This is a genomic window from Paraburkholderia sp. CNPSo 3076 (assembly GCF_026343935.1).
GTDB lineage: Bacteria > Pseudomonadota > Gammaproteobacteria > Burkholderiales > Burkholderiaceae > Paraburkholderia > Paraburkholderia nodosa.
This window is the reverse complement of sequence record NZ_JAPMAL010000006.1, coordinates 224085-239355: the sequence shown is the minus strand read 5'-3', so window position 1 is coordinate 239355 and position 15271 is coordinate 224085. Positions and strand designations below refer to the sequence as shown.

13 protein-coding genes are annotated in these 15271 nt (G+C 65.1%); 7 read left to right on the top strand and 6 right to left on the bottom strand.

The window, feature by feature from the left end; genetic code table 11:
* Positions 1-5: 5 nt before the first annotated feature.
* The 3 genes from M3A49_RS09575 to M3A49_RS09565 are packed head-to-tail and all read left to right on the top strand — an operon-like array spanning position 6 to position 3938.
* Positions 6-1601, top strand: a complete 1596-nt coding sequence (locus M3A49_RS09575; protein ID WP_266228477.1) for an ABC transporter substrate-binding protein — start codon at positions 6-8, stop codon at positions 1599-1601.
* Positions 1602-1643: 42 nt separating this feature from the next.
* Complete coding sequence (locus M3A49_RS09570; RefSeq protein WP_266228507.1) at positions 1644-2723, top strand: aldo/keto reductase; 1080 nt, start codon at positions 1644-1646, stop codon at positions 2721-2723.
* An 18-nt stretch (positions 2724-2741) separates the two neighbouring features.
* Positions 2742-3938, top strand: coding sequence for an acyl-CoA dehydrogenase family protein (locus M3A49_RS09565; RefSeq protein ID WP_266228476.1), 1197 nt, complete (start codon positions 2742-2744; stop codon positions 3936-3938).
* A 52-nt stretch (positions 3939-3990) separates the two neighbouring features.
* Here the strand turns inward: M3A49_RS09565 and M3A49_RS09560 are convergent, their stop codons facing one another.
* Positions 3991-4953, bottom strand: a complete 963-nt coding sequence (locus M3A49_RS09560; protein ID WP_266228475.1) for a sulfonate ABC transporter substrate-binding protein — start codon at positions 4951-4953, stop codon at positions 3991-3993.
* Between the two features lie 217 nt (positions 4954-5170).
* On the opposite strand from M3A49_RS09560, the gene M3A49_RS09555 reads away from it, so the two are divergent.
* From M3A49_RS09555 to M3A49_RS09540, 4 genes are all read left to right on the top strand, one after another.
* Entirely contained in the window at positions 5171-5998 is an 828-nt protein-coding gene (locus M3A49_RS09555; RefSeq protein WP_416338943.1) for a MetQ/NlpA family ABC transporter substrate-binding protein, read from the top strand.
* A gap of 57 nt (positions 5999-6055) precedes the next feature.
* Positions 6056-7285, top strand: coding sequence for a porin (locus M3A49_RS09550; protein ID WP_266228473.1), 1230 nt, complete (start codon positions 6056-6058; stop codon positions 7283-7285).
* A gap of 141 nt (positions 7286-7426) precedes the next feature.
* Positions 7427-8602: a fumarylacetoacetate hydrolase family protein gene (locus tag M3A49_RS09545; RefSeq protein WP_266228472.1), complete on the top strand. Its 1176-nt coding sequence runs from the start codon at positions 7427-7429 to the stop codon at positions 8600-8602.
* Positions 8603-8619: 17 nt separating this feature from the next.
* Positions 8620-10065, top strand: coding sequence for an aldehyde dehydrogenase (NADP(+)) (locus M3A49_RS09540; RefSeq protein WP_266228471.1), 1446 nt, complete (start codon positions 8620-8622; stop codon positions 10063-10065).
* Between the two features lie 130 nt (positions 10066-10195).
* Here M3A49_RS09540 and M3A49_RS09535 read toward each other — a convergent pair whose 3' ends face one another.
* The 5 genes from M3A49_RS09535 to M3A49_RS09515 form a co-directional block, all read right to left on the bottom strand.
* A complete protein-coding gene (locus tag M3A49_RS09535; RefSeq protein WP_266228470.1) occupies positions 10196-11656 on the bottom strand; it encodes an NAD-dependent succinate-semialdehyde dehydrogenase in 1461 nt (486 codons plus the stop codon).
* Between the two features lie 101 nt (positions 11657-11757).
* Complete coding sequence (locus tag M3A49_RS09530) at positions 11758-12465, bottom strand: GntR family transcriptional regulator (protein WP_266228469.1); 708 nt, start codon at positions 12463-12465, stop codon at positions 11758-11760.
* Positions 12466-12476: 11 nt separating this feature from the next.
* The gene (locus M3A49_RS09525) at positions 12477-13565 is read right to left on the bottom strand and encodes an ABC transporter ATP-binding protein (protein WP_266228468.1); all 1089 of its coding nucleotides are present in this window, start codon (positions 13563-13565) and stop codon (positions 12477-12479) included.
* 16 nt (positions 13566-13581) lie between these two features.
* Positions 13582-14376 (bottom strand): ABC transporter permease, encoded by a 795-nt coding sequence (locus M3A49_RS09520; RefSeq protein ID WP_266228467.1) that lies wholly within the window; start codon positions 14374-14376, stop codon positions 13582-13584.
* Position 14377: 1 nt separating this feature from the next.
* The gene (locus M3A49_RS09515; RefSeq protein ID WP_266228466.1) at positions 14378-15262 is read right to left on the bottom strand and encodes an ABC transporter permease; all 885 of its coding nucleotides are present in this window, start codon (positions 15260-15262) and stop codon (positions 14378-14380) included.
* Positions 15263-15271: the final 9 nt, after the last annotated feature.

The following is a 15271-nucleotide window of genomic DNA, read 5'->3' as shown; positions in this document are numbered from 1 at the left end:
AACCGATGATTGCTCTCCTCCTGCGCACGGCGCCACGCTGTGTCGTTCTGATGCTCCTCGTCATGGCGAGCGTGGCCGCACAGGTTGCCGCACACGCACAAACGCGCGGCGGCACGCTCAATTTCGTGGTGACGCCGGAGCCGACGGCGCTCGTGGATGTCGCCACGACGGCCGTGAATGTCCTTAAGGTCAGCCCGAAAGTGATTGAAGGCTTGCTCGACTACGACTTCGATTTGAAGCCCAAGCCGCTGCTCGCCACCGCATGGGAGATCGAGGATGGCGGCCGCCGCTACGTGTTTCATCTGCGGCACGGCGTGAAATGGCACGACGGTGCGCCGTTTACTTCGGCCGACGTTGCATGGTCGATCGAAACGCTGCGCCGGGTGCATCCGCGAGCGCGCACCACCTTCGCGAACGTCACCGCGATCGCCACGCCGGACCCCTATACGGTCGTGCTGACGCTCAGCGAGCCCACGCCATGGCTGATACGTGCGTTCTCGGCTTCGGAAACGCCGATCCTGCCGAAGCACCTCTACGAAGGCAAGGACGTGCTCGCCAATCCGGCCAACAATGCGCCCATCGGCACCGGCCCGTTTCGCTTCGTCAAGTGGGTGCGCGGCAGCTACATCGAATATGCGCGCAACGACGACTACTGGAACGCCGGCAAACCGTATCTGGATCGCATCATCGTGAAGATCATCGCCGACCCCGCTGCGCGCGCGGTGGCGTTCGAGGACGGCTCGGTCGATCTCGGCGGCGATACGCCCGTGCCGCTCGCCGACCTCGACCGCCTCAAGGCCAATCCGAAGCTCGGCATCGACACACGCGGCTACGAGTTTCAGGCGGGCGTGGCGCGGATCGAGTTCAATCTCGACAATCCGGTGCTCAAGACGTTGAAGGTGCGACAGGCGATTGCCTCGGCGATCGATCGCGAAGTCATCCGCAGGGTGATCTACTACGGCTACGCGACGCCTACCGCGAGCCCGCTGATGCCCTCGAACCCCTACTACGACGCGGCGCCTGCGCCCTACCGGTTCGACGTGGCGCGCGCGAACCGTCTACTTGACGAGGCCGGTTATCCGCGCAAGACGGACGGCACGCGCTTCGCGCTCACGCTCGACCCGCTGCCCATCGGCGACCTGCCCGCGCGCACGGGCGAGTACATCAAGTCGGCGCTCGCCCGCGTGGGCATCGCCGTGACGATCCGCAACCAGGATCTGGCGGCCTATTTGAAGCGCGTTTATACCGACCGGCAATTCGACTTCACCGTGAATGGCATGAGCAATCTGTTCGATCCGGTGGTGGGCGTGGCGCGTTTGTATACGACCGACAACTTCCGCCCCGGCGTGCCCTTCACCAACGGCTCGCACTACAGCAACCCGCAAATCGACAGCCTGTTTGCGCAAGCCGCGCGAGAAAGCGATGAAACGAAGCGCAAGCAGCAGTTCGCGCAGATCCAGCGCATTCTGGAGCACGATCTGCCGGACCTGAATCTCGTGGCGCCGCAGTGGGTGACGCTCGCCTCGAAGCGCGTGCACAACCACTCCATTTCACCCGACGGCACGGCCGCGAGTTTTGCCGATGTCTGGCTGTCGCGATGAGCGCGCGCACGTCGCATTGTTTGAATGAACCAGGGAAACTACATGGACTACCGGCAACTGGGCCATAGCGGCCTGAAAATCTCCACGCTGACGCTTGGCACGATGATGTTTGGCGGACCAACCGACGACGCCACGGCCGAACGCATCATCGGCGCCGCGCAGGAGCAAGGCGTGAATTCGATCGATACCGCCGACGTCTACCACCAGGGCGCATCGGAGCGCGTGGTGGGCCGGCACATTGCCCGGCAACGCGACCGCTGGGTGCTCGCCACGAAGTTTGGCAACCCCGTCGGCAATCCGTTCGATTCCGCGCCCGGCAGCGGCAGCCGCGATATCAACGCGGCCGGCGCGTCGCGCAAGCATGTGATCCGCGCGGTCGAAGCGAGCCTCGCCCGGCTCAATACCGACTATCTGGACCTCGCGTATCTACATCGCGAGGACCACCACACACCGGTCGAGGAAACCGTGCGCGCGCTGGGCGACCTGATCGCGGCCGGCAAGCTGCGACACTACGGGCTGTCGAATCATCGCGCCTGGCGCATTGCCGAGTTCAGCCGCGTCGCTGATTTGCTGGGCGTGCCGCGGCCCGTAGCGAGCCAGCCGCTCTACAACCTTGCCAACAGGCAGGTCGAGGCGGAGCAGTTGAGCGCCGCCTGGCACTATGGACTCGGCGTGATCTCATACAGCCCGCTCGCGCGCGGCGTGCTGACCGGCAAGTACGAGCCCGGTGCGCAGCCCGGCGCCGACACGCGCGCGGGACGGCAGGACCGTCGCCTGAGCGAGACCGAATGGCGTGCGGAAACGATCGAACTCGCGCGGCGCGTGGAAGCGCATGCTCAGAGGCGAAACCTCAGCGCCGCGCAGTTCGCGCTGGCGTGGGTGCTCAATAGCCGCTATATCACATCGGCGATCGCGGGGCCGCGCACCGAAGCGCAATGGCGCGACTATCTGCCCGCGCTGCAGTACCGCCTCGATGAGGATGACGAAGCATTTGTCGACTCGCTCGTGGCAAGCGGCCATCCTTCGACACCGGGATTCAACGACCCCGGTCACCCGTTCTTCGGACGCCTCGTGCGCCACGGCGCCACGCAAGACCCGCGTGCGCCGGGCGGTGAACGCTGATCGCCCAGGGAGAGCACCGTGAACGCATTCACACCGGACGCCGCGCTCGCGCGCGACGAGGATCAGGCCACCGCGTTGATCGAGCGCGCGGCTCGGCTCGGCCGCGCGTTTGCCACCGTGGCCGACGAGCATGACCGCAATGCTACCCCGCCGCTCGAGCAATTCCGCGCGTTGCGCGAAGCGGGCCTGCTGCGCGCGAACATCGCCCGCAGCGACGGCGGCTTCGGCGCGGGGCTCGCGCTGGCGCGCGCAATCGTGGCCGAGATCGCCTATGGCGATCCGTCGGTCGCGCTCATTCTCTCGATGCACTACAGCCAGCACGCCATGATCGTGCACGACGCGCGCGAGCAAACGGGCAACTGGCCCGCAGCGCTCGCGCAGCGCCTCACGCGGGCGAGCGTGGCAGGTCGCGCGCTCGTCAACGCGGCCCAGGTCGAGCCGGCGCTAGGTTCGCCCTCGCATGGCGGTCTGCCGGACACGCTCGCGCGCCGCGAAGGCGCCACGTGGCGCATCACGGGACACAAACTGTATGTGACGGGCGCGCCCTTGCTTACGTGGATCAACGTGCTCGCCCGCACGGACGAACCGGAGCCGCGTCTCGGCCATTTTCTCGTGCCCCGCGAGGCGGCGGGCGTGCGCATCGTGGAGACGTGGGACCCGCTGGGCATGCGGGCGAGTGCGAGCCACGATGTGGTGTTCACGGACGTGGCGATTTCCGTCGACGATGTGGTCGGCCTGAGGCCGGCGCATCTCGGCGTGCAGCGCGATCCGCACGCCACGGCGTGGTACTTCAGCCTGGTCGGTACGGTCTACGACGGCGCGGCGCGAGCGGCGCGCGACTGGCTGCTCGCCTTCCTCACCGAGCGCAAGCCCGCTGCGCTAGGGGGTGCCGCGCTCGCGACCGTTCCCATCGTGCAGGAAAGCGTGGGGCGCATCGAGATGCTGTTGGCGAGCAACGACTGGCTGCTGCGCACCCATGCCGAAGCGATCGACACAGGCACCGCGCCCGCCGAGCTGTCTGCCGTCGTCAAGCACAACGTGGTGGACAACGCCATTCAGGCCGTGGATATCGCGCTCGAACTCGCGGGCAACCACGGGATTGCGCGGCACAATCCGCTCGAGCGTCATCACCGCAATGTGCAGTGCGCACGCATTCACGCGCCGTCCAACAGCTTGCTGCGCGCCATGGCGGCGCGGCGCGCGCTGGGCTTGTGAGAAAACTCCGGCGCGAGCCGGTCGCGGCCGGGGTTGATGAAAACACGTCGCGCTAAACGATTCCCGGCGCTGCGGCTTCGAGCACGTTCACGCGTTTCGGAATCAGCTTGAGGTCGAAGAAGGTATTGGCGATCTGCTGCTGCTCGGCGAGGATCGCTTTCGTGATCGGACCCGTGCCGAATTGCACGCGCCCGATCGCCTCGCTCACCACGTCGTTCGGCAGGCCCCACACCTGTGCGAGCTGCGCGGCGAGCGCGGCCCGGTTAGCCTGCCCCCACTGATCGATCTGGCTCAATTCGTCGATGAGGATCTTGATGACATCCGGGTTTTGTTTCGCGTAACTGAGCGACGAAAAATAGTAGGCGCGGTTGCCGACCACGCCGCTCGCATCGGCGAGAATGCGGGCGTCGAGTGTCTTTTGCGCGGCGGCGAGGAACGGATCCCAGATCACCCAGGCGTCGATGGCGCCGCGCTCGAACGCCGCGCGCGCATCGGCGGGCGCGAGGAACACGACTTTCACATCGCCATACTGAATGTTGTGCGCCTGCAGCAGCTTCACGAGGAAATAATGGACGTTGCTGCCGCGATTGAGCGCGATGGTCTTTCCCTTGAGATCCGCAACGCTGCGGATGGCCGAGGCGTGCGGCACGAGCACGGCTTCCGCCTGCGGCCGCGGCACCGTGGCCGCGACATAGGCGAGCGGCGCGCCGGCCGCCTGCGCGAAGATGGGCGGCGCCTCGCCCACGTCGCCAAAGTCGATCGAGCCGACGTTGAGGGCTTCGAGTTGCACCGGGCCTGCATCGAACTCCGTCCACGTGACCGCGACACCGAGGGGAGCAAGCCGTTTCTCCAGCGTGCCGCGTCCTTTCAGCAGGCTCAGATAACCCTTCTGATTGCCTACGCGCAGCGTACGCGATGCGTTGGCCGCGCGCGCGGGCAACGCGCTGAGCACCGGCAAGGCGGCGAGCGCAGCGGCTCCGGCTGAGATTCGAATGAAGTTGCGGCGTGCATTCATGCGTGGCTGCCTCGGCAATAGATTAGAAAGAAGCCGATGTTATAAGCCCCGCGGCAGCGTGAAAACCATCAAATCCTGCGCTTCTAATTCCCGCTAAAGATAACCACGCGGCTTCGTGATCCATGCGGGCAGCCGATATGTAAATCTCGATTTAATATTGGCCGCCCACGAAAGCCCCAACCATAATCGGCCTTTCCAAATCACGAAGTCACTCATCATGCGATATCGATTAGTTATCCAAATATTATTCTCCATTATCGCGCTGTTTGCGCTGCAATCGCCGGTGGTCTACGCTGCCGATAACGCCGCGCACGTGTTGCGAGTCGGCTTTGTGCCCGGACCGTACGCCGACGAATTCCGCGAAGGCGTCGAGCCGCAGCTCAAGCGCAAAGGCTACACCATCCAGTACGTGAACTTCAGCACCGGGCTCGAGGCGAACCAGGCCGTGTGGCACGGCGAAATCGCCGCCGACGTGATGCAGCACAGCGTCTATCTGAAGGCGTACAACGACCGGAACGGCACCGACCTCGTCGGCGTCGTACAAGTGCCGACGCCCCCCATGGGGCTCTACTCTACCCGCCATCATTCGCTCTCCGAGGTGAAGGCCGGCGCCACGGTCGCCGTGCCGAACGACCCCGTCAACCTCGAACGTGCGCTCAAGATTCTCCAGGCGATCGGCTGGATCCGCATTCGCGAGAATCCCAATCCCGTCGATGTCACCGAACGTGACGTGGTTGCCAATCCCGCCGGCATTCGCATCGTCCCGCTCGAAACCGCACAGGCGCCGCGCGCACTCGAGGACGTCGATTTCGCGGCCATCCAGGGCAACTTCGCCATTTCCAGCGGGCACCGTCTGACCGAAGCACTGGCGCTCGAACAAATGCGCTCCCCTTATGTGAATCAGGTCGTCGTCAAATCGGCGAACCGTCAGTCACAGGAAACGGCCGATATCGTCGCGGCCTATCGTTCGGACGAATTCCGTGCGGCAATCCTGCGCAACCCGACCTATCAGGGCTATCGCCTGCCCGATTATTTTCCGCATTAACTCGTTCGATGTGTCCAATGCATTTGCCTTGACCACGGCTTGAATAAGCCCACAACCATGAAAAAAACACTTCTCGCGCTGACTACCATTGCACTGTCCCCCGTCGCATCCTATGCCCAAAGCAGCGTGACGCTCTACGGTATCGTCACGGGCAACGTGACCTACACGAACAACGTTCAGACGGCGGCAACGCCTGCCGGTGGCAAGCCCACCGGTGGCGGCCAGGTCGCCCAGTTCGACAGCGGCACCTCGGGCCCGAGTTCGAGCCGCTGGGGCCTGAAAGGCACCGAAGATCTGGGCGGCAGCGTGAAGACGCTGTTCGTGCTCGAAAGCGGCTTCAGCGTCAGCAACGGCACGCTCGGCCAGGGCGGCACCCTGTTCGGCCGTCAGGCCTGGATCGGGGTCACCGCACCCAATTACGGCACTGCCTCGCTCGGGCGCCAGTCCGACGCCGCGGTGGATTATGTGTCGCCGCTGCTCTATGCCTGGTACTTCGGCAACCTCGCGATCCATCCGGCCGACTATGACAACCTGAATTTCACGCACCGCATCAACAACGCGATCAAGTACAGTTCGGACTCCTTTAGAGGGTTCCGATTCGGCGCGCTCTACAGCCTGGGCGGGATAGCCGGCAACTTCACGCAGAACCAGTACTGGTCCGCGGGCGTGAGCTATACCGGGCCGAGCGTTGCGGTCGCGGCGTCCGTCATCAACGCGCGCAATCCGAACACTTCGCTCTATGGCACCAATGCGAATGCGAGCGCGACCGGCAACAATCTCGGCTCCGCCGGGTCCGCCACGACGCCGGCATCGAACCCGTCCATCTCGGGATTCGCCTCCGCCCGCACGCAGCAGACGGTCGCCGTGGCCTCGACCTGGACGATCGGGTCGGCCATCCTGGGCCTCGCCTGGTCCAATACGCAATATCGCGGCCTCGGCGCCACTGCCTCGCTGAACACGCAGAACTACCACGGCACGGCCTCGTTCAATACGGTGGGGGCGAGCGTGCGTTACCAGGTCACGCCGTTCCTGCGCGTAGGCACCTCGTTCGATTACACGAACGGCGGCAACCTGAACGGGACGGGCGGCGCGCGCTATGAGCAGTGGAATCTGGGCGCCGGCTACTCGCTCTCGAAAGCCACCGAACTGTACACAACGGCTGCGTACCAGCATGCAAGCGGCGTCGACTCGTGGGGCCGCCAGGCGGTCGCGGACATCGGCTATCTCTCGCCCTCGACCACGTCGAATCAGGTGGCGGTGTCGGCCGGTATCAAGCACCTCTTCTAACCCGCAATACGAGCCGCGGCCCGGTCAGTTTGACCGGGCCGCGCGATCGTCCAGCCTGTTGGACAAAGAGGCGTTCCTTTGGACGCGCACGCGCATCCGCCCTACGATGCGTGTCGCCACGCTCACTCCGGAATGCCTGCCATGTCCTCAACATCCGCTTATCTTCCGTACGATCTCGATAGCGCGCTGCTCGTCGGCCGCGTCTGGCGGCCCACCCCGGAGGGTGACGGACCCTGCGTCGTCGTCGTGCGCGGCGGCATGGTCTTCGATATTTCCGAGGTGGCCCCCACCACGGCCGACTTGTTCGACTACGACGATCTGCTCGATGTCGTGCGACATACGCCCGGCGAGCCGCTCGGCACGGCCGAGGCGCTGCTCGAACACAGCTTCGCGGGCGATCGCCCCGCGGATCGCCCCTGGCTGCTCGCGCCCTGTGACCTGCAGGCGATCAAGGCCTGCGGCGTGACGTTCGCGGTGAGTCTTCTCGAACGCGTGATCGAAGAACAGGCCGGCGGTGATCCCGCCAAAGCCCAGGACGTGCGCACCGAAATCACGAAGCTGATCGGCACCGATCTTTCGACAATCAAGCCCGGGTCCGAGGCCGCGACCAAACTGAAGGAAGAACTTCAGCGCCGTGGTGCGTGGTCGCAATACATGGAAGTCGGCATCGGTCCGGACGCCGAGGTGTTCTCGAAGTCCCAGCCGATGTCCGCGGTGGGTTTCGGCGCCGATATCGGCCTGCATCCCGCCTCTGCGTGGAATAACCCCGAGCCCGAGATCGTTCTCGCGGTCAACAGCCGCGGCGAGGTGGTCGGGGCGACGCTCGGCAACGACGTCAACCTGCGCGATATCGAAGGCCGCTCCGCCCTGCTGCTCGGCAAATGCAAGGACAACAACGGCTCGTGCGCGATCGGCCCGTTCATTCGTTTATTCGACGAAGCCTTCACGCTCGATACGGTTCGCGCCACCAGCGTCTCGCTGCGCGTGGAAGGCACGGACGACAACTTCCTGCTCGAAGGCGTGAGCCACATGCGGGAAATCAGCCGCGACCCGCTCGATCTCGTTTCGCAGGCATGGGGCCGCCACCATCAGTATCCGGATGGATTCATGCTGTTCCTCGGCACGATGTTCTCGCCGATCAAGGACCGCGACGCGCCCGGCGGCGGCTTCACGCATCATCTCGGCGACCGGGTCACGATCAGCGCGCCGCCGCTTGGCGCGATCGTCAACACCGTGCGCCTTTGCACCGAAATCGAACCGTGGACGTTCGGCGTGCGCGCCCTCTATACCAATCTCGCCGAGCGCGGTCTTTTTTAATCTGGAGTGAATTCGTAATGCAGACAGAAAACAACGTGACGTTCGCGCGTATCGACGAAGCCGCCGCGCTCGCACACGCAGCACAGGCCCTTTACGGCGCGGCTTCGCGTGCCGTGCGCAGCGCCCTGCTGCGCGGCCTCGCCGACGCGCTCGAGCGCGACGCCGCGCAGCTCGTCGCCATCGCCGACGAAGAAACGTCGCTTGGCGCCGCACGTTTGAATGGCGAGCTCGCGCGCACCGCGTTTCAGCTGCGCGGCTTTGCCGAGCGCGTGGAAGCGGGTATTGCCAATCGCCAGGTCGACGACGCAGCCGTGCCCGGCGCGCCGCCCGCAGGCCGCCCGCACCTCACGCGCGTGCAATTGCCGCTGGGGCCGGTGGCGATGTTCTCGGCGAGCAATTTCCCGTTTGCGTTCTCGGTGCTCGGCGGCGATACGGCCTCGGCACTCGCAGCGGGTTGCACGGTGATCGTCAAGCCGCACTCGGGCCATCCCGAACTGTCGCGCCGCGTGCATGCGCTCGCCGCGCGTGTGCTGCGCGAACAGGGCTTGCCCGAAGGCGTGATCGCGTTCGTCGATCAGGCTTCGCGCGAGGCGGCCGTGCATCTCGTCGGTCATGCCGATGTCGCGGCGGTGGCGTTCACGGGTTCGTATCAGGGCGGCGTGGCCCTGTGGCGCGCGGCCAATGCGCGTCGTCGGCCGATTCCGTTTTATGGCGAACTCGGCTCGATCAATCCGCTCGTCGTGCTGCCGCAAGCGCTCGCGGAAGGCGTCGAGACGCCCGCCGCCACGCTCGCCGCCTCGATCGCGATGGGTTGCGGCCAGTTCTGCACGAGCCCGGGGTTGATCGTCGTGCGCGACGATGAAAATGGCGAGCGCTTCGTAGCGGCGCTGGCGCAAGCGTTGTCCACGCAAAAGCCGCATGCCATGCTCACGGCCGCCATGCGCCGCGGTTTCGAAAGCGCCGCCGCGCATATCGCGAGCCAGGCGGGTGTGCGCGTGCGTCTCGCCGCACCGGCACACGACGAAGAAGCCGCAGCGCCCGCGCCGCGCCTGTTCGAAACCGATGCGCAGACGTTCATCGCCAACGCGGCGCTGCACGAAGAAATGTTCGGCCCGGCTGCGCTGATCGTGAAGGTGCGTGACGAAGCGCAGACGCTCGACGTGCTCGCTGCGGTGGAAGGTTCGCTCACGGTCACGCTGTGGGGCGCGCAAGCCGATACGCCGGCCAATCGCGCGCTCGCCGTTGCTGCGCAACGTATCGCAGGTCGTGTGCTGTTTGGCGGCGTGCCAACGGGCGTCGCCGTGTGCGATGCGCAGCAGCACGGCGGCCCGTGGCCCGCTTCGACGCAGCCGCAAACCACCTCGGTCGGCTATGCGGCGATCGAGCGCTTCCTGCGCCCCGTAGCGTTGCAGGATGCGCCGCAGTGGGCGATTGCCGCGACGAGCGGAACGGCAGCGGCATAAGACGCCACGCGCACGATTGAAGCGGTAAAAAAGCGGAGACCGGATTGCGAATCCGGTCTCCGCTTTTCACTTTCAGCCTTGAGACTTTATCTTCCGAGCGACGCCGCCCCTTTTTTAGTGAATCTGGCGATCAAACCGCCATGCACAGGTACTTGATGACGAGATAGTCATCAATGCCGTAGTGCGACCCTTCCCTGCCCAGGCCCGATTGCTTCACGCCGCCAAACGGCGCCACCTCGTTCGAGATCAATCCGGTATTGATGCCCACCATGCCGTATTCGAGTTGCTCGGCCACGCGCCAGATGCGGCCGATATCGCGGCTGTAGAAGTAGGCGGCGAGTCCGAACTCCGTGTCGTTAGCGAATTTCACGACTTCTTCGTCGCTCGAGAAACGGAACAGCGGCGCGAGCGGGCCGAACGTCTCCTCTCTCGCGACATCCATTTGCGCGGTGACGCCGGTCAGCACCGTGGGCTCGAAAAAGCCGTGGCCGAGCGCGTGACGCGTTCCGCCCGTGGCGAGCGTCGCGCCTTTACCCACCGCATCGGCGATATGCGCTTCGACCTTCCTGACCGCCGCCTCGTCGATGAGCGGTCCCAGCGTGACGCCGCCCTCCGTGCCATGGCCGACCTTCAGCCCCTTCACGGCCGTCGCCAGCTTCGCGGCGAACGCGTCATAAACCCGCTCGTGCACGTAGAAGCGATTCGTGCAGACGCACGTTTGCCCGTTGTTGCGGTACTTCGAGGCGATGGCGCCTTCCACCGCGGCGTCGAGATCGGCGTCGTCAAACACGATGAAGGGCGCGTTGCCGCCGAGTTCGAGCGTCACCTTTTTCACCGTGGGCGCGCTTTGCGCCATCAGCAATCGCCCCACCCCCGTCGAACCGGTAAACGACAGCTTGCGAACCACAGGACTGCTGGTCATCGCGCCGCCAATCGCCTTGGGGTCACCGGTGACGATGTTGAGCACGCCCCGGGGCACGCCGGCGCGCTCCGCCAGCACCGCGAGCGCCAGTGCGGAGAACGGCGTGGCTTCCGCGGGCTTCACGACGATCGGGCAGCCTGCCGCGAGCGCCGGGCCCACCTTGCGGGTGATCATGGCCGTGGGGAAATTCCACGGCGTGATGGCGGCGCAAACCCCGATCGGCTCCTTGATGACCACGAGCCGCTTGTCCGACGCAGGCGTGGCGAGCGTGTCGCCCGCCACACGCTTGCCTTCCTCGGCGAACCATTCGATGAACGACGCGCCGTAGGCAATTTCGCCTTTCGCTTCCGCGAGCGGCTTGCCCTGTTCCGCGGTCAGGATCAGCGCGAGGTCATCGGCGTGCTCGATCATCAGTTCGTACCAGCGGCGCATCACGAACGCCCGCTCCTTTGCCGTGCGCGCTCGCCATGCTGGCCACGCGGCATCGGCCGCCTCGATGGCCCGCGCCGTTTCGGCCTCTCCCATCAAAGGAACGCTGCCGAGCGGCGCGCCCGTTGCCGGGTCGAACACGTCGAAACTCGCGCCCGAGTCCGCGGGGCACCATTGCCCGTCGATATAAGCTTGATGGCGCAACAGCGCCGCGTCCTTCAACAGGGTCTTCAATTCCACGTGACTTTCCTTCGATGCAAAAAATTCGGGTTGATGCCGCGCTCCGCCAGAAGCAAATCGCTCCGGCAGAGCGCGCTAACAATCAGTACCGCCAGGCGCTGCTATCCCGCCTGACGCCACGACGCATGCTCGTGCCCTTCCGCCAGCAGATTGCGGGCGATCTCGGCCACTCTGTCCACATGCGCGATCGCGGCTGCGCGTGCAGCGGCCGCGTTTCCGGCCTGAATGGCGCGGAGGATCCGGTGCATTTCATCGACGGCCTGGCGGCCGCGGTCGTCGGAAGCGATCGTCAGCGCTCTCAAGCGGTTGATACGCGCCGTCAACGACTGCACGATTTCCCAGGCCACGCGCTTTTGACCGGCAACGAACATGCGCTCGTAGAAGGCCGTCGTGAGCGCCCTCACGGCCGGATGGTCCTGCGCTTCGAAGGCCGCCTGAATCCGATCGATGAAGGCAGCGAGATCCGCGACGGTGCGCTCGTCGGCATGCTGCGCGCACGCCATGGCGGCTTCGCCTTCGAGCAGCGCGCGTATTTCGTAGATCTCTGCCGCCGTCTCGAAGTCGAGCACGGCGACGATCGGCCCCTGGTTCGGAATTGAGTCGACCAGACCCTCCGTTTCCAGATGCCGCAAAACCTCTCGCACCACGGTGCGGCTCACGCCGAGAATCTCGCACAGCGAGCGCTCGACCAGCCGCTCGCCTGGATGAAAATGCGCCTCCAGAATGGCCGTGCGCATTTTTTCGAGTGCGAGTTCCCGCAACGTGGCCGTGGGGCGTTCGACCCGCAGCGATGGCAGTGCGTCATTCATGACAGCCGCCGTCAAGCTTGCGCGAACAGGCGCACGTCGCGCACGTCCCAGTCGACGAGCGCCTGCGTGCCGATCATGATGCCGCCATCGTGGCGATGCGCCACCGGCATGCGGATCGAGATCTCCTGCTGCCACGGCGTGGCCACCGCGTAGTGCATGGCGTCGCCGAGATAGGTGACGTCGCGCACGGTCACGGGCAAACCCGTCGTGCCGTTTGCGCCCTGCAGCGCGCTGAGACGCATCTGCTCCGGGCGGATCATCAGCGTGCCGTCGTCGCCGGCGCTGAGTGCCGGATTGAAGGCGTCCGACGCGATCTCATGGCCGTTGGGGAACACGCCGTTCATGCGGCCTTCGCTATTCTTCGTCACCTTCACGGGCAGAAAATTCGAATTGCCGATGAAGCTCGCGACAAAGCGCGAAGCCGGGTTCGCGTAAAGCTCCTCGCCCGTGCCGACCTGCTCGATGCGGCCTTTGTTGAACACGGCGATGCGGTCGGAAAGGCGCAGCGCTTCCTCCTGGTCGTGCGTGACATAGAGAATCGTCACGCCCGTTTCCTGGTGAATGCGGCGCAATTCGAGCTGGATTTCCTCGCGCAGCTTCTTGTCGAGCGCGGAGAGCGGTTCGTCCATCAGCAACACGGGCGGATCGTAGGCCAGCGCGCGCGCAATCGCCACGCGTTGCTGTTGCCCGCCCGAGAGCTGCGCGGGCATGCGGTCGCGGCACTCGGACAGATGCACGAGCTTGAGCATCTTCTCCACTTTCGCCTTGACTTCGGCTTCAGGGCGGCGGCGTACGCGCAGCGGAAACGCTACGTTCTCGCCCACCGTGAGATGCGGAAAGAGCGTATAGCGCTGAAACACCATGCCGATGTTGCGCTTGTTAGGCGCTACCGCCAGCAGCGGCTTGCCGTCGAGCAGCACGCGCCCGTCCGTCGGCTCCTGGAAGCCCGCGACGATATAGAGCGTCGTGCTCTTGCCCGACCCCGACGGTCCGAGGAAGGTCATGAATTCGCCCTTGCGCACATCGAGCGACACCTGATCGATGGCGACGACGTCGTCGTAGGTCTTGCGCAGGCGCTGGATTTGCAGGAATGCAGTCATGGCTTGTTTACCTCGATTAGCGGCCGCGGCGCACTACGGCGCCCGCCAGCATCAATAACGTTGTCAACGCGACGAGCAGCGAAGACGCCGCGGCAACGACAGGCGTGAGATCCTGGCGCAGCGTGGACCAGATCCGCACGGGCAGCGTCTGCAGCGTCGGGCTCGACATGAAGATGGACACGACCACCTCGTCCCACGAAGCGAGGAACGAAAAGATCGCCGCGGCGTAGAGACCGAGCCGGATGGCCGGCAACGTCACCTTCAGCTTCACCATGAACGGCGAGGCGCCGCAAATGAGCGCCGCGTCTTCCAGCGACGTGTCGAAGCTCACGAGCGAATTGCTGATCGAGATGATCGAGAACGGCAAGGCGATGATCAGGTGGCCGATCACGAAGCCCGACATCGTGCCGTTCATGCCGATGCGCAGAACGAACGCATAGAGCGCGACGGCGAGCACCACGACCGGCAGCACCATCGGCGTGATGAAGAAGGCCTGCACCGCGCTGCGCCCGCGAAACTTGCCGCGTACGAGCGCAAGCGAAGCGAGAAAGCCGATTGAGACGGACAGCACCGTGACGATCACGGCGAGCTTCGCGCTCGTGAGCAGCGAGTCGATCCAGCCCGGATCGGTGAAGAGCTGCCGGTACCACTCGAGCGTCCAGCCCGGCGGCGGAAAAATGAGCCACTGCGAGTCGCCGAACGAGAGCGCGACGATAAAGACAATCGGCAGCAGGAGAAAGAGCGCGACGGCGCCGCCCACGGCCAGCAACATCCAGCGCAGCGCGCCCAGACGATCGAAATCGAGCAACATGTCAGCGCCCTCCGAGACTTGCGCGTGCATGGCGCGTGAAGCGCAGTTGCAGCGCGTAGAGCGAGAGCGTCACGGCGAGCAGCACGAAGGCGGCGGCGCCGGCGAGGCCCCAGTTCAAGAGTTCCTGTACGAGCTGTGCAATCAGTTCCGCGAGCATCATGTACGAGGGGCCGCCCAGCAGCGCGGGCGTGACGAAGTAGCCCAGCGCCATCACGAACACCATGAGCGCGCCCGAGGCGACGCCCGGCATGGCGAGCGGCACGAGAATGCGCCAGAAGGCCTGCCAGCGGCTCGCACCACACACGGCGGCGGCGCGCAGCGTCGAAGGGTCGATGCTGCGCAGCGTGGCGTGCAACGGCATCACGAGAAACGGCAGCATGATGTAAGTCATGCCGATCGTCACGCCAGTGAGGTTGTTGACGAGCGAGAGCGGCTCATGGATCGCGCCGATCGCCATCAACATGCGGTTGATCGGTCCCGTTTCCTGCAGCAACACCATCCACGCGAAGGTTCGTGCGAGCAGGTTGGTCCACATCGACAGCAGCAGGATCGCGAAGAACACGGCGCTGACCTTGCGCGGCGCGATGGCGAGCAGCCACGCCATCGGAAAGCCCACGAGCAGCGTGACGAGCGTCACGACCGTCGCCACGAGAAACGTATTGCCGAACACGCGCAAATACGTGGTCGAGCCGAGCAGCTGCTGGTAGTTGTGCAGGCCAGGTGTCGGCTCCAGCACGCTGCGCAGCAGCAGCGAGAGTACCGGCAGCAGGAAGAAGATCACGAGCAGCAGCATGGCGGGCGCCAGCAGCCGCATGCTGCGCCAGTCGCGCCGTTTGCGCGTGGCCGCCGCGGCTGGTTGTGCGACGGTACTCAATACGTTGGGCATGATGTTTCC

Excerpts from the sequence above, each read along its gene's own strand:
- M3A49_RS09575 (WP_266228477.1), top strand. The coding sequence starts at position 6 with ATGATTGCTCTCCTCCTGCGCACGGCGCCACGCTGTGTCGTTCTGATG.
- M3A49_RS09570 (WP_266228507.1), top strand. The coding sequence starts at position 1,644 with ATGGACTACCGGCAACTGGGCCATAGCGGCCTGAAAATCTCCACGCTG.
- M3A49_RS09560 (WP_266228475.1), bottom strand. The coding sequence starts at position 4,953 with ATGAATGCACGCCGCAACTTCATTCGAATCTCAGCCGGAGCCGCTGCG.
- M3A49_RS09555 (WP_416338943.1), top strand. The coding sequence starts at position 5,171 with ATGCGATATCGATTAGTTATCCAAATATTATTCTCCATTATCGCGCTG.
- M3A49_RS09550 (WP_266228473.1), top strand. The coding sequence starts at position 6,056 with ATGAAAAAAACACTTCTCGCGCTGACTACCATTGCACTGTCCCCCGTC.
- M3A49_RS09545 (WP_266228472.1), top strand. The coding sequence starts at position 7,427 with ATGTCCTCAACATCCGCTTATCTTCCGTACGATCTCGATAGCGCGCTG.
- M3A49_RS09540 (WP_266228471.1), top strand. The coding sequence starts at position 8,620 with ATGCAGACAGAAAACAACGTGACGTTCGCGCGTATCGACGAAGCCGCC.
- M3A49_RS09530 (WP_266228469.1), bottom strand. The coding sequence starts at position 12,465 with ATGAATGACGCACTGCCATCGCTGCGGGTCGAACGCCCCACGGCCACG.
- M3A49_RS09525 (WP_266228468.1), bottom strand. The coding sequence starts at position 13,565 with ATGACTGCATTCCTGCAAATCCAGCGCCTGCGCAAGACCTACGACGAC.
- M3A49_RS09520 (WP_266228467.1), bottom strand. The coding sequence starts at position 14,376 with ATGTTGCTCGATTTCGATCGTCTGGGCGCGCTGCGCTGGATGTTGCTG.
- M3A49_RS09515 (WP_266228466.1), bottom strand. The coding sequence starts at position 15,262 with ATGCCCAACGTATTGAGTACCGTCGCACAACCAGCCGCGGCGGCCACG.